Annotated in this window: 10 protein-coding genes; 2 read left to right on the forward strand and 8 right to left on the reverse strand. The window is 69.7% G+C overall.

Annotated features, from left to right (window positions below):
* Position 1 precedes the first annotated feature (1 nt).
* The 8 genes from ACYVGE_RS11865 to ACYVGE_RS11900 form a co-directional block, all read right to left on the reverse strand.
* Positions 2–1213 carry a DmpA family aminopeptidase gene (locus ACYVGE_RS11865; RefSeq protein ID WP_460730118.1) on the reverse strand — a complete coding sequence of 404 codons (1212 nt, stop codon included), beginning with the start codon at positions 1211–1213 and terminating at the stop codon, positions 2–4.
* On the reverse strand, positions 1213–3273 hold the full coding sequence (locus ACYVGE_RS11870; protein ID WP_460730120.1) for a S9 family peptidase: 2061 nt from the start codon (positions 3271–3273) through the stop codon (positions 1213–1215). Before ACYVGE_RS11870 ends, ACYVGE_RS11865 begins: the two co-directional genes overlap by 1 nt.
* 4 nt (positions 3274–3277) lie before the next feature.
* The gene (locus tag ACYVGE_RS11875; RefSeq protein WP_460730122.1) at positions 3278–5848 is read right to left on the reverse strand and encodes a CehA/McbA family metallohydrolase; all 2571 of its coding nucleotides are present in this window, start codon (positions 5846–5848) and stop codon (positions 3278–3280) included.
* Between the two features lie 5 nt (positions 5849–5853).
* Positions 5854–7182: an acetyl ornithine aminotransferase family protein gene (locus tag ACYVGE_RS11880; protein WP_460730124.1), complete on the reverse strand. Its 1329-nt coding sequence runs from the start codon at positions 7180–7182 to the stop codon at positions 5854–5856.
* A gap of 14 nt (positions 7183–7196) precedes the next feature.
* Positions 7197–7991, reverse strand: a complete 795-nt coding sequence (locus ACYVGE_RS11885) for a CoA-transferase subunit beta (protein ID WP_460730126.1) — start codon at positions 7989–7991, stop codon at positions 7197–7199.
* On the reverse strand, positions 7988–8836 hold the full coding sequence (locus ACYVGE_RS11890) for a CoA transferase subunit A (RefSeq protein WP_460730128.1): 849 nt from the start codon (positions 8834–8836) through the stop codon (positions 7988–7990). The genes ACYVGE_RS11885 and ACYVGE_RS11890 overlap by 4 nt, the downstream gene beginning before the upstream one ends.
* Positions 8837–8845: 9 nt before the next feature.
* On the reverse strand, positions 8846–10414 hold the full coding sequence (locus tag ACYVGE_RS11895) for an aldehyde dehydrogenase family protein (protein WP_460730130.1): 1569 nt from the start codon (positions 10412–10414) through the stop codon (positions 8846–8848).
* A gap of 107 nt (positions 10415–10521) precedes the next feature.
* The gene (locus ACYVGE_RS11900; RefSeq protein ID WP_460730132.1) at positions 10522–11838 is read right to left on the reverse strand and encodes an aminotransferase family protein; all 1317 of its coding nucleotides are present in this window, start codon (positions 11836–11838) and stop codon (positions 10522–10524) included.
* Between the two features lie 186 nt (positions 11839–12024).
* On the opposite strand from ACYVGE_RS11900, the gene ACYVGE_RS11905 reads away from it, so the two are divergent.
* Positions 12025–12840 carry an IclR family transcriptional regulator domain-containing protein gene (locus ACYVGE_RS11905; RefSeq protein WP_460730134.1) on the forward strand — a complete coding sequence of 272 codons (816 nt, stop codon included), beginning with the start codon at positions 12025–12027 and terminating at the stop codon, positions 12838–12840.
* Positions 12837–14027, forward strand: coding sequence for a 3-oxoadipyl-CoA thiolase (gene pcaF / locus ACYVGE_RS11910; RefSeq protein ID WP_460730136.1), 1191 nt, complete (start codon positions 12837–12839; stop codon positions 14025–14027). Before ACYVGE_RS11905 ends, pcaF begins: the two co-directional genes overlap by 4 nt.
* Positions 14028–14062 lie beyond the last annotated feature (35 nt).

A 14062-nucleotide genomic window follows, 5' to 3' on the forward strand; every position in this document is an offset into this window, starting at 1 on the left:
GTCATCGCCGCGGCTGGTAGCGACCGTAACGCTTGAGCAGGCGTGTCAGCTCGTCGTGCGGCAAGGCCTTGGCGTAGTGCCCGCCTTCGCCGGTCATGTCGCGCGCCGCGACCATGGCGTTGACGATGGCTTCCTCGGTGGCCTGCACGGTCGCCTCGAACAGCGCATCGAGGTGGTCGTTGCCGACGAACTGCGCCTGGTTGAGCGGCGCACCCGCGGCGGCTTCGGTATTCGCGGTGGAGAACGCGACGAACAGGTCGCCCGAACCGTTGCCGGCGTAGCTGCCCATCCGCGCCAGGCCCATGCCGGCGCGCTTGGCGATGCGCTTGAGCTGGTGCGGCAGCAGCGGCGCATCGGTGGCGATGACCACGATGATCGAACCGGTGTCCGCATTGGGCACGGCGCCGCCCGCGCTGGCGAGCGCCGGATCGGTATAGACGCGGTCGTTGCGCAGGTGTTGTCCCACCGGCACGCCGGCGATGCGCAGCGTATCGCGCACGCCGTAGTTGGCCTGCACCAGTGCGCCGACGGTGTAGTCGTGGCCATCGCCGGTAACACGACGCGATGCCGTGCCGATGCCGCATTTGAATTCGTGGCAGATCATGCCGGTGCCGCCGCCGACGTTACCCTCGGCCACCGGCCCGCCCCTGGCGTCGCGGAGCGCCTGCGCGGCGTGTTCGGGCTTCACGTGGAAACCGTTGATGTCGTTGAGATGCCCATCCCAGGTTTCCGCGACGACCGGCAGCGACCACCAGTAGCCGCTGGCATCGGCGCCACCGGCCTTGATGCGCGTGGCGATCACCGCGTCGCGGACCACGCCCACGCTGTGCGTGTTGGTGAGCATCACCGGGCCTTCGAGCTGGCCGGACTCCTCCAGCCACGCGGTGCCGGTCATCTCGCCGTTGCCGTTGAGCGCGAACCAGCCGCCGAACACCGGGGTGTCGAAGCTGGCCTGGCCACGCGGCAGGATCGCGGTGACGCCGGTGCGCACCTTGTGGCCGTCGCTGCGATCTTCGATCAGCGTGACCTGGCCGACCGTGATGCCGGCGACGTCGGTGATCGCGTTGAGCGCACCGGGCGTGCCCTCGAACGGCACGCCGAGGTCGCGCGCACGCGGCTCGCCGGCCTGCACGGAACCGGCCTGCACGGCGCCGGCGGCGCATGCGGCCGCGAGCAGCAGCCCGCGCGCGGCAATGGCTACGGGCATCTTCATCACGGTGCCTCCTGCAGGAAACGCTGGTACCAGGCGAGGTTGCGCGCCATGCGATCACGCAGGTAGCTCGGCACGGTCAGGCCGTGGCTCTCGCCGGGATAGACCACCAGGCGCGTGGGCACATTGCGCGAGCGCAGCGCCTGGTACATCTGCTCGGCTCCCAGGCAGGGGACGTTCACGTCCTCCCCGGCGCACTGGAACATCGTCGGCGTGGTGATGCGATCGGCATGCAGGAACGGGAAGCTGGCGCGGTCGTACACCTCGCGGTTCGCCCAGGGCGTGCCGAGTTCGAGTTCGTACTCGCGGATGTACTGGTCGTGGCCGTACATGCCGTACATGTTGGATGCGCCGGCACCACTGATGGCCGCCTTGAAGCGCGTGTCGCTCGCGATCACCGCGTTGGTCAGGATCGCGCCGTAACTCCAGCCGCCCACGCCGAGGCGCTGCGGATCGGCGATGCCCAGCGCGACGGCATGCTCGACGCCATCCAGCACGTCGCGCACGTCGGCACTGCCCCAGTCGGCGTAGATGGTCTTGGCGAAATCGAAGCCGCGCCCGGAACTGCCGCGCGGATTGATCGCGAGCACGGCGAATCCCTGCGCCGCATACACCTGCCAGTCGGGCATGAATTCGTGGCTGAACTGGTACACCGGCCCGCCGTGCAGGCGCACGATGGTCGGATAGCGCCGGCCGGGCGTGTAACCCTGCGGCTTGACCAGCAGGCCTTCGATCTCGCCGCCGTCGCGGTTGCGGAAGCGGATCGTCTCGACCGCGGCAAGCGCGCGGGCGGCAAGGAATTCGTTGTGGTCGGCGAGCACGCGCAGCCCATCGCCTTCGACCGCGGCGATCCGGTAGGGATGCAGGTCACCATCGCCGAGCACGACCACGCGGTCGTTGCGCGACACCGCGAGGTCGTAATCGAAACGGTCGCCATGGGTTAGTTCGGTAACCCGGCCGTTGTCGAGTTCGACGCGCGACAGGTGGGTCACCCCGCTTTGTTCGATCAGCGCGAACACGCTGCGGCCATCGGCCGACCAGTGCGGCTTGGTGAAGCAGCGGTCGATCGGCGCCGGCACGGTTTCATGCCCGCTGGCGACATCGACTACGGCCAGTTGCCACGGCGCGTAGTAGATCCATTTGTCTTCGCCACTGCGCAGGTAGGCGATGCGGGTGCTGTCGGGGCTCCACGCGGGCCGGGTTTCCCAGTACGGATCGAGATCGGATCCGGGGAACGTGGTGAGCTGCCGCTCGCTCGCACCGGCCTTCGGCTCCACCACGTAGATGTCGTAATTGAGGTGGCGGTCCGGATCGGCGCCGCGCTTGGTGACGTAGGCGATCAGCTTCCCGTCCGGCGACCACGCCGGCAGGATTTCGTCGTGCGCGCCACTGGTGATCTGCTCGGCCTTGCCGCTGGCGATGTCGACCACGTAAAGATGGGTACGCTTGTCGCCGAGGTAACCGGTGCCGTCCTCCTTGAACTGGTAGCGCTCGGTGACGATGGGAGGCGGGTTCTTGGGTTTCGCCACGCCGGCCGGACGTTCCGGATCGCGCACGATCGCCGCGATGCGCTTGCCGTCGGGCGACCACACGTAGTCGTCGACGCCACTGGGGAAGCGGGTGACCGGCCGCGCGGGGCCGCCCGCGGCGGGCATCAGCCAGACCTGGCTGACTTCCTCTTCTTCGCCGCCGCCGCTCTTGCCGGGCTTGGCCTTGGCGGGTGGCGGTGCGTCCGACAGGAAGGCGATCGTCCTGCCATCCGGCGACCACAGCGGCCGCGATTCACTGTGCTTGGGCGTGCGGGTGAGTTGCACGCGCCCCGTGCCGTCGTAGCCCACGCGCCACAGGTCGGTCTGGGCGAGGTCTTCCTTCGCATTGACCGTGCTGACGCTGTACACCAGCGCCGTGCCATCGGCGGACAGGTCCGGCGCGGCCACATCGGCCAGCCGCGCCAGGTCATCGATGCCAAAGGGCACGGGCGGCACGGGCGGCGCGGCCGCTGCCGACGCGGTCGCCAGCAATGCGCAGACGCTGCCGGCTGCAGCCATGAGTCGCAATCGCATCAGGTCATTTCCCCTCGGCCCGCCGCTGGTAGATCGCGCGTGCGCCTTGCAGGTAGTCGAGCGTCGCGCGCTTCTCGGCGGCGTCGTTGTAGTCGTCGCGCGCGTCCGCGGCTTCGATCACGCGATCCAGCCAGGCGACGAAGTAGGAAGCGTCGCCGCGAACGTCGGGCGCGCCGTCGGGGCTCTCGATCCACACCGGGTTGGTGGTCGCGTACGGATACAGGTCGAGGATCTGCGGATCCGCGCCGTCGTTCCAGGCGCGCAGCAGCATCCAGCCGCCCTGCGTCACCGCAACATCGCCTTCGGCATCGAGGCGGTGGCGATTGTTCGTCGGATCGCCCGCCAGATCGAAGCGCTTCAGCACCTGGCCGTTGTGCACGAGTTCCAGGTGATCGACCGCCACCGGCGACCGCAGCGCGACGCGATAGTGCAGCTTGCCCGTGGCATCCACCCGAAGCGTGGCGCCGGGCTTCTGGCCGTCGAGCAGCAAGCCGAGCAGCGGCCCGTTGCTGACGAAGCCATGGCCGGCCTTGAGCGCATCGAGCATGACGTCTTCATCGAGACGCCCGCCGGTGTCGAGGAACACCCGGTTCATGCCGACCGGACCGCGCAGCGAGGCGTAGTTCGCCATCGCATCGGTGCCGGCGCCGGCGGGCAGGTGGAAGCCGAGGTTGAGCAGGCGATACCAGACCGCGGCCGTGGCCTGGTGGTCGGCGAAACCGACGACTTCGATGTAGTCGACCTTGCCCTGCGCGACATCGGCGGGCAGTTGGTGGCTGAGCACCGGATCTTTGGCGGGATCGGGAACGGTGTCGAACGGATGCACGTAACCGACCACGCCCTGCTGCGCATGCGCGAGGTCGGCGATCACGCCGTTGTGCGGATACGGGCTGGCCATCGCGGTGTGGCGATACGCCGAAAAGTCCGGGGTCAGGTAGTGGTCGCGCAGGTGGAGCAGGCCGAGATGGCCCCAGAAGCTGGTGTGGTACTCCTGCGCGTGGGCGATGCGCGGCCGGTCGGGATCGTCGCTGGTGCGCGTGCCGAAGTAGGCGATGTCGGGAATGCGCTCTTCCTTGTTGACGATCAGGTTCTCGACGACGTCGAGGTCCTCGGCCTGCGCCTGGCGCGCGAGGTATGCAGGTGAGTTGCGGTAATGGCCGCCGTAGTTCATGTGCACATGCAGGTCGGCGCTGATCCAGTCGCCGAATTCGCGCGGCAGCGGCTGTGCTTCGAGCATTACCCGCACCGGTGTGCTGGCGTGCGCGGCGAGTTTCAGGCGCTTGTGCCAGAGCGCGCGGGCGAAGCCATGCTGCACGGTGACATCGGTCGCGCCTGCGGGCACATCCAGCGTGCAGGGCGAGGCGCAATGGAAGTAGTGCGTCTCCGTCGCCTGCCTGGCCCGGTCGAAGCCGTCGTCGGCGTGCATCCACGCATCGGCGGGCGCGTATGCGCGGGCGTCGCTTGCCAGCACCGAAACGCGGGCCGGCACGCGCTGCCCGGACCCGTCGAAGATGTCGAGCGTGAGTTGCGTCGTCGGCTGCAGGGTGCGGCGGGTCTTTGCCTGCACCGGCTGGCTCGCGCCTCCGACGGTCTCCATCACCATCAGCGACGTGTTGCCGTCGGCGCCGGCATTGCCGATGTACGCGATGCGCTTGCCGTCGGGCGACCAGCGCGCGTTGCGGCGCTCGCTGTCGCCGAAGGTCAGCGGCAACGGCGCGGCGCCTTGCAACGTGGTCAGCCACAGCTGCTGGGTCTGGCGTCCGTGGTAGCTGCCGAACAGCACGCGCTTGCCGTCCGGCGCGAGTTCCGGCCGGGCGCTCCAGCTGGTTTCCTCGGCGAGGACTCTGCGGCGCTGCGTGGGATCGTCCACGCGCACCGTCCACAGGTCGCCACTGCCCCACGCGACCTCGGGGTTGCCGACGTACAGCAGCGCCTGGCCATCGGGCGACCACGACGGATTGATGGTGTGGTCGAAGGGCGAGTAGTAATAACGGTCGATCGTGCTCCTGCGTTCGCCCAGCAGCGGCCGCGCATTGCGCAGGCCGTCGGCGCCGAGTTCGGCGACGAACAGGTTGAAATGGCCGGTGCCCTGCGTCGACACCCAGGCGATGCGCTTGCCGTCCGGCGACAGCCGCGGCTCGACGTTGACGGCGCCACCATGGGTAAGCGCGCGGGCGCGGCCGTTGCCGAGGTCGAGCTGCCACAGTTCCATGCCGGTGCCGTCGTAGCGCGTGAACACCACGCTGCGGCCATCGCGGGCGACATCGGGCTGGTAGTCGTACGCGCCCTTCGCGTGGGTCAGTTCGATCGCCTCGTCGCTGCCGATGCGTTGCCGCCACAGCGAACCGCTCATGCTGTAGACCAGCGTCCCGCCGTCGGGCATGAAGCTGAGCGACGACGGTCCGGTGGTCAGCTGCGGCAGGTACAACTCGCGCCAGTAGTAGCTGTGCGGCAGGTCGACCTGCTTCAGCACCGGCTCGCGGCCGGCGACGGCCACGCCTGTCACGCCGCTCACCGCCAGCAGCAGGGTGCAGGCGAGGACGGCGTGGCGATGGCGCCCCTGGCGACTGCGCATCCGGCTCAGGACCCGCGTCCGGCGAGCGCTTCGTCGAGGCTGATGCGCAGCAGGGCGATCGCCTCGTCGACTTCATCGCGCGACACGTTGAGCGGGGGCATGAAGCGCACCGTGCTCGCGCCGCACGACAGCAACAGCAGGCCGTTGTGGAAGGCGCGCGTGACCACCGCATCGCACAGGGCGCGCGCCGGAGTGCGTTCGCCATCGGCTTCGACCAGCTCCATGCCGATCATCAGGCCCTTGCCGCGAACCTCGCCGATGCACGGGTAGTGGTTGGCGAGATCGACCAGCCGGTTCATGAAGTGCGCGCCGACGGTCGCGGCGTTGCCGAGCATCCCGGCTTCGACCAGGTCGATGGTGGCGTTGGCCGCCGCGCAGGTGATCGGATTGCCGCCGTAGGTGTTGCCGTGCGCACCGCGCTTCCACTGCGACATCAATCGCTTCTTCGCGACCATCGCCCCGATCGGCAGGCCCGAGCCCATGCCCTTGGCGAGCGTCATGATGTCCGGCGCCACGCCCCAGTGCTGGCTCGCGAACATGCGCCCGGTGCGGCCGATCCCCGACTGCACTTCGTCGAAGATCAGCAGGATGCCGTGTTCGTCGCACAGCGCGCGCAGGCCGGCGAGGAAACCGTCGGGCGGTACTACATACCCGCCCTCGCCCTGGATCGGTTCGACCAGGATGGCCGCCACTTCCGACGCAGGCACGCTGCGCTCGAACAGCATGCGGATGTAGTCGAGCACCGCCACGCCCTGGTTGTCGCCTGCGAACAGCGGGCGATACGGATCCGGATACGGCACGTGCACCACGCCGGGCATCGTCGCGAAGAAGCCCTTCTGCTGCGTGTACTTGCTGGACGTGAAAGCCAGCGAACCCATCGTGCGTCCGTGGAAGCCGCCGAGGAAGCCGATGAAGCGCGAGCGACCGGTGACGTAGCGCGCGAGCTTGATCGCCGCTTCCACCGCCTCGGTGCCCGACTGGCACAGGAAGCTCATCGCCGGCTCGCCCATTGGCGCGATGCGCGCCAGGCGTTCGCCCAGGCCGGTCATCTGCTCATGCCAGTAATCGCTGGAGATGTGCAGGAATTTCTCCGCGGCGCCCTGCACCGCCGCGACCACCTGCGGGTGCGCGTGGCCGGTGCTGCACACCGCGATGCCGGCGGCGAAGTCGAGGAAGCGGTTGCCGTCGACGTCCCACACTTCCGTGCCGCGGCCGTGCGACATCACGAACGGATAGTCGCGCGGGTACGACGGCGAGATCACTTCGGCATCGCGTGCGATCAGTGCGCGCGCGTTCGGACCGGGAAGCTCGGTGCGGATATGCGGTTCGGACATGGATGGCGTCCTGGTCATCGTTCGAAGGAAGGCAGGACCACGGGTTGCGCATGGGCCTGCCGGGTGCGCGCATGAAGTGCGCGCAGGATGTCGAGTTCGTGCGCGGTCGGCGGCTCGACGTGCGTCACCTCGTCGGCCACCACCAGCGGCCAGCCGATCGCGTCGCGCGCGTCGTCGACCGTGACATCGGCGAACAGCGCGCTCAGTTGGAGTTCGTCGGTGCGCGGATGCGGCGTGAGGATGCCGACGTCGGTGATCACCGCGCGCGGACCGCCGCCACGCGCGGTGCTGCGGGCGCGTGCGCCCGCACCTTCGCCGAAGCCGGCCGTGGTGCGGAAATCGAGGCGCTCGACGAAACTGCGCCTGCTCGCCTTCGCCATCACGAAGGTTTCGCGCGCATGCGCGGCGATCTCCGGTGCGCCGCCCGCGCCTGGCAGGCGCGTGACCGGCGCGTCGTAGGGCCCGATCACGGTGCTGTTCAAGTTGCCGAAGCGGTCGACCTGCGCGGCGCCGAGGAAGCCGACATCGACGCGCCCGCCCTGCAGGTAGTGCGCGAACACCTCCGGCAAGGGCACCACGAACGCGGCGGTCTCCGCGAGTTCGCCGTCGCCGATCGACAGCGGCAGCACGTCAGGTCGCGTGCCGATCGTGCCGGACTCGTAGATCAGCACGATGTCCGGCGCGTGGGTGAGCCGCGCGAGATTGCAGGCTGCGCTCGGCAGGCCGATGCCGACGAAGCACACGCAGCGATCGCGCAGCATGCGCGCCGCGGCAACCGTCATCCATTCGTCGCGCGTCGCCGGCGTCATGCGGCCCTCCTGTCGAGACTGGCGAGGAAGGCGGCATGGTCGGCGGTGTCCAGGACGTGTTCCTGCATCCAGGCGAGGAAGCCCTCGCGCTCGCGCGCAATCGCGTCCCAGCTCTGGTAGAAGGCGTTGTCGCGCGTGTAGTGGCCATGCGCGTAGGACGGGTACGCACCGCCCGGGCAATGCGCGATCGCCGCGACCACCCAGTGCGGCAGGACCACGCCGTTCATCGCCGGCGGCAGCGCGTCGACGATCTCCTCGACCGTCACGACCAAGGTCTTCGCCGCCATCGCCGCCTCGCGCTGCGCGCCGACGATGCCGTGCAGGGCGACGTTGCCGGCGCGATCGGCGCGTTGCGCGTGCAGGATGGTCACGTCGGGATTGATCGCCGGCACGGCCGCGAGGGTTTCGCCGGTGAACGGACAATCGACGCGGCGGATGCGCGGATTCGCCTTGTCCAGGTCGTTGTCCAGGTAGCCGCGCAGCAGGCCGAACGGCAGATGCGCCGCGCCGGCGCAGTAGGCCGCCGCCATGCCGGCGTGGCTGTGCTCGTCCAGTTCCAGCGGTCGCGGCCAGCGCTGCTCCACCGCATCGCGCAGCCGGTGCAGCGAGCCCACGCCGGGATTGCCGCCCCACGAGAACGTGAGCCGGCGCGCGCAGCCCATGCCGATCATCTGGTCGTACACCAGGTCGGGCGTCATCCGGATCAGGTGCAGATCGCGCCGGTGCTGGCGGATGATCTCGTGGCCGGCCGCGAACGGAATCAGGTGCGTGAAGCCCTCCAGCGCCACGCTGGCGCCGTCGGCCACGAACTCACCGATCAGCTCGCGCACGCTCATCGCCTGCATCGTTCGCTCCTACTCCACCACGGTGCGCGACTGTTCGCGCAGGTACTGCTGCAGGTAGTAGAACGAGGCGATCGCCTTGCCGGTCGAGCCCGAACCCTTCCAGCCACCGAACGGCTGGTAACCCGGCCATGCGCCGGTGGTCGCGCCCTGCGGGCGGTTGGCGTAGGTGACGCCGGCTTCGATGTGTTCCTGGAACCACGGCACTTCGTCGGCGCTGCCGTAGAAGCCGGCGGTCAGGCCCATGTCGGTGTCGTTGGCCAGGCGCATCGCCTCGGTGCGGTCGCGGTAACGGTGCAGCATCACGATCGGCAGGAACATCTCCTGCTTCCACAACGGATGCGAAAGCGGCGCTTCGGCCAGCACCGGCTCGACGTAGTAGCCACGGGCCAGGTCGCCCTCGCGCAACTGGCTGCCGCCGCTCACCAGCTTCGCGCCGCCGGCCTTGAGCAACGCGATGTACTGGTTGTAGTGGACGTAGGCGTCGGCGTTGACCACCGGCCCGAGCCAGTTTTCGCGTTCGCGCGCGTCGCCGATGCGGATGGCCGCGATTTTTTCCTGCACACGCTCGATCAGTTCGCTGGCGACGCTCTCATGCACATAGAGCCGGGACAGGGCCGAGCACTTCTGCCCGCCCATGCCGAAGGCCGAGCGCACGATGCCGGCGGCGGCGCGCTCCAGGTCGGCGTGCTCGGTGACGATGCACGGATTCTTGCCGCCCATCTCGGCGATGCACGGGCGCGGCCACGGCCCGGTGGCCATCTGTTGCAGCAGCTGCATGCCGACGCCGACCGAACCGGTGAAGGTGATGCCGGCGGTGAGCGGATGGCGCACCAGCGCATCGCCAACGTCGCGACCGGAACCGGAGACGTAGTTGAAGACACCGGCGGGCAGGCCGGCGTCGCGGATGCAGTCGGCGAGCAGGCGTCCCGACCATGGCGTGTCGCTGGCGGCCTTGCAGACCACCGTGTTGCCGGTCACCAGCGCCGCCGCGACCGGACCGCCGGCCAGTGCCAGCGGGAAGTTGAACGGCGCGATCACCACCCAGACGCCATGCGGGCGCATCACGCTGCGGTTGCGCGAGACCATCCCCTCGAGCGGATCGTTCGGCAACGCATTCTCGTAACCCGCGTGCTGCTCGTAGTCGTCGGCGTAGTGGTGGAAGAAGTCCACCGTTTCCTGCGCCTCGCCCAGCGCCTCCATGCGGTTCTTGCCGACCTCCAGGGTCAGCGCCGCGGCGATGTCGTAGACGCGCTCCTCCATCAGGTCGCCGACCTTGCGCACCAGGCGCGCGCGTTCGGCCACCGGCAACGCACGCCACGCCGGAAACGCGGCGCTGGCCGCGGCCATCGCCGTGTCGACATCCTCGGCGGTGGCCAGGGCGAAGTCGCCGAGCACCAGCTCGCTGTCGATCGGGCTGCTGCGGCGCGCGTAGTCCGCGGCTTCGCAATCCTCTCCATCGATGAAAAGCTCGTGGCATTGGCCCAGTTCTTCGCTGACGCGTGCCATGGCCTCGTCGAAGCGCTGGTGCATCGCCTCGGGCGGATTGAACATGGTGGCGTAGGTCAGGCGAAAGCTCATGGCGGCACGCTCGGACAGTCGGATGGGTGGGAAGGAACAGGCGGGAAGAAAACTGGCGGGAAGAAACAGTCGGAAGAAACAGTCGGAAAGAAACGGGCGGGAAGAAGTCAGGCGGGAAAGAAGCGCGACAGCAGGCGATCGATCACGGCGAGCGCATCGGCCAGCTCGTCCTCGGCGATCACCAGCGGCGGCGCCAGCAGGATCAGGTTGCCGCGTATGGCCAGGCTCACGCCCTCGGCCATCGCGGCGTCGACCAGTGCGCGCAACGCCGGCGGGCTCTGCGGCCAGGGCGCGGGCATGGCGCGGGTCGCGCGGTCGGCGACCAGCTCGATCACCGCGAACAGGCCGTGGCCGCCGCGTACGTCGCCGATCACCGCGTGCCGTGCCTGCAGGTGTTGCAGCTGCGCCAGCAGTTCGGCGCCCAGCCGGCGCGAGCGCGCGATCAGGTCGTCCTCGGCGTAGGCCGCCAACGCCGCGAGTCCGGCCGCGCACGCCAGCGGATGACCGCAGTAGGTCAGGCCGGTGTAGAGCATTTCGTGTTCGATGCGCGCGGCCACCTGCGCGCTCAGCACCACCGCACCGAGCGGCAAGGCGGCGCCGGTGAGGCCCTTGGCCAGGGTCATCAGGTCGGGGCGCCCGGCTTCGCCGTGGCGCTGCCAGGCGAACCATTCGCCGCAGCGGCCGAACGCGCTCATGACCTCGTCGGCAATCAGCAACACCTCGCGCTGCGCGGTGTGCCGGCGCAGCGCGGGCCAATAGTTGTCCGGGGCGACGATGCCGTTGGTGCCGGCGTTGGGTTCCATGATCACGGCGGCGACGTGCCCCGCGCCGAGGCCATCGATGCTGTCGGCGACCGCCTGCGCGGCGCGCTCGCCGCACGTGTCCGCATCCGTGCTCCCGAAGGGGCAACGGTAGGCGTACGGGGGCGGCACGTGATGGATGTTGAACGCCGCCGGATCCACCTGCGCGCGGGTGCGGCTGTCGCCGGACAGCGCCATCGCCAGGTGGCTGGCACCGTGGTACGAGCGATCGCGCGCGATCACCGCGCCACGCGGCCGGCGCGACGCCTGGCGCGCGATCTTCACCGCGTTCTCGTTGGCATCGGCGCCGCCGAGGGTGAAGTACACCCGCCCGCCCGCGAACCCCGACCGCTCCAGCAACGCCTGCGCCAGTTGCGCGCGCGGCTCCGCTCCCCACGCATTGGTGACGAAACACAGACGTTCGGCCTGCGCGCGGATCGCCTCGACCAGGCGCGGATGCTGGTGCCCCAAGTTGCTGCACTCGGCGAGGCTGCTGAGGTCGAGGATCTCGCGGCCGTCGGCCAGGTGCAGGCGCGCGCCGCGTCCGCCGACCACCGTCGGCGCATCCCAGTCGGCTTGGACCGACCAGCTGTGCAGCACGCAGTCGCGCTCGGCGATCGCCATCCGCTGTCCACCCTCCCCGGGTCACAGATTTGTGCGCTGTGCGCACGTGTGTGCGTATTGCGCACCACTGTACGGAAGCTCTAATCTCGCCGTCAATCGGCCGCCACTGCCGGCAGGTCCGGTCGACAGGCTCGATCGACAGGCTCGTTCGAGAGTTCATCGCAGGGAGCAGGGGAGCTACCCGGAATGGCACGGAAAACAGACGACTCGGACCAGTTCGAGCACAGCGGCGACTACGTGCAGTCGCTGGCCCGTGGGCTGTCCGTGCTCGGGACGTTCGACCGCGACCATGCCCGCCTCAGCCTGGCCGACATCGCCAGCCGCACCGGCCTGTCCCGCGCCGCCGCGCGCCGGCTGGTACTGACCCTGGTCCACCTGGGCTACGTGCGCCCGGCCGGCAAGGAGTTCGTGCTGGGCCCGCGCGTGCTGGAACTCGGCTTCGGCTACCTCGGCTCGCTCAACCTCACCGACCTCGCCCAGCCGCTGATGGAGGACCTGGCGCACCGTGTGCGGCAGAGTTGTTCCATGGCGGTGCTGGACGGGCAGTCGATCGTCTATGTCCAGCGCGTCCCCGGGCAGCGGGTGATGAGCGTGAACCTGGGCATCGGCGCGCGCCTGCCGGCGTTCTGTGCGTCGATGGGCCGGGTGCTGCTGTCGGGCTTGGACGAGGCCGACCTGGACACCTGGCTGGCGCAATGCCGTCCGGTCCGGCTGACCCCGCATACCGAAACCGACGTGCACCGGCTGCGCCGCATCGTCGCCGACGTGCGCCGGCAGGGCTATGCCTACGTCGAGCAGGAGCTCGAGATCGGGCTGTGTTCGATCGCGGTGCCCCTGCGCAACGCCGAAGGCCGCATCGCCACGGCGATCAACGTGAGCATGGCCTACCACCCCGATGCCGCGCGCCAGGCCATCGATTCCATCCTGCCGCAACTGTTGCTGACGGCCGCGGCGATCGAGGGCTGCATCCCAGCCAACCGCCTGCCGGCGGTGTCGGCGTGAGCACGGGCGCACGCCCGGTCTATCTCTGCGATGGCGTGCGCACGCCCTTCGGCCGTCATCGCGGTGGCCTGGCCGGCGTCCGCACCGACGACCTCGCGGCGCTGCCGATCCGGCATCTGCTCGCCAGCCATCCCCGCCTCGACCCGACCGCGGTGGACGAAGTCATCCTCGGCTGCGCCAACCAGGCCGGCGAGGACAACCGCAACGTCGCCCGCATGGCCGCGTTGCTGGCCGGGCTGCCGGTGCAGGTCCCCGGCGTTACCGTCAACCGTCTGTGCGCCTCGGGCCTGGAGGCGGTTGGCCAGGCGGCACGCGCGATCGCGCTGGGCGACGCCGACCTGGTGGTCGCCGGCGGCGTCGAGAACATGTCGCGCGCACCGTACGTACTCGGCAAGGCCGAGGCGCCGTTCGATCGCGCACAGACCCTCGAGGACACCACGCTGGGCTGGCGCTTCGTCAATCCGGCGATGGCGGCCGCGCACGGCGTCGACTCGATGGCCCAGACCGCCGAAAACCTGGCCCGCGACCATGCCATCGCGCGCACCGACCAGGACGCGTTCGCATTACGTTCCCAGCAGCGCGTGGCCCGGGCCCGCGCGGCGGGCCGCTTCGACTGCGAGCTGATGGCGGTGGGACCCTGCGTCGCCGACGAACAACCGCGCGCCGACACTTCGGCCGACAAGCTGGCCGGTCTCGCGCCGCTGCTCGGTGCCGGCACCAGCATCACCGCGGGCAATGCTTCGGGCCTCAACGATGGCGCCTGCGCGCTGCTGCTGGCCTCGGCCGACGCGGTCGCGCGCTGGGGCCTGGTGCCCGTGGCCCGCGTGCTCGGCATGGCGGCGGCGGGCGTGCCGCCGCGCACGATGGGGATCGGACCGGTGCCGGCGATCCAGCGCCTGCTCTCGCGCACCGGTCTGCGCCTGGCGGACTTCGGCACGATCGAAATCAACGAGGCGTTCGCCGCGCAGGTGCTGGCGGTGACGCGCAGCCTCGGCCTAGCCGACGACGAGCCGCGGGTGAATCCGAACGGCGGCGCGATCGCGCTGGGCCATCCGCTCGGCGCCAGCGGTGCCCGCCTGGCCCTGACCGCGATGCGGGAATTGCAGCACGGCGGTCATCGACACGCACTGGTGGCGATGTGCGTCGGCGTAGGCCAAGGCGTGGCCCTGGCACTGGAGGCGCCATGAGCACCGCCGCGACCGTCGAGCCAAGCATGGCCTGT

Source organism: Lysobacter rhizosphaerae, from assembly GCF_054779795.1.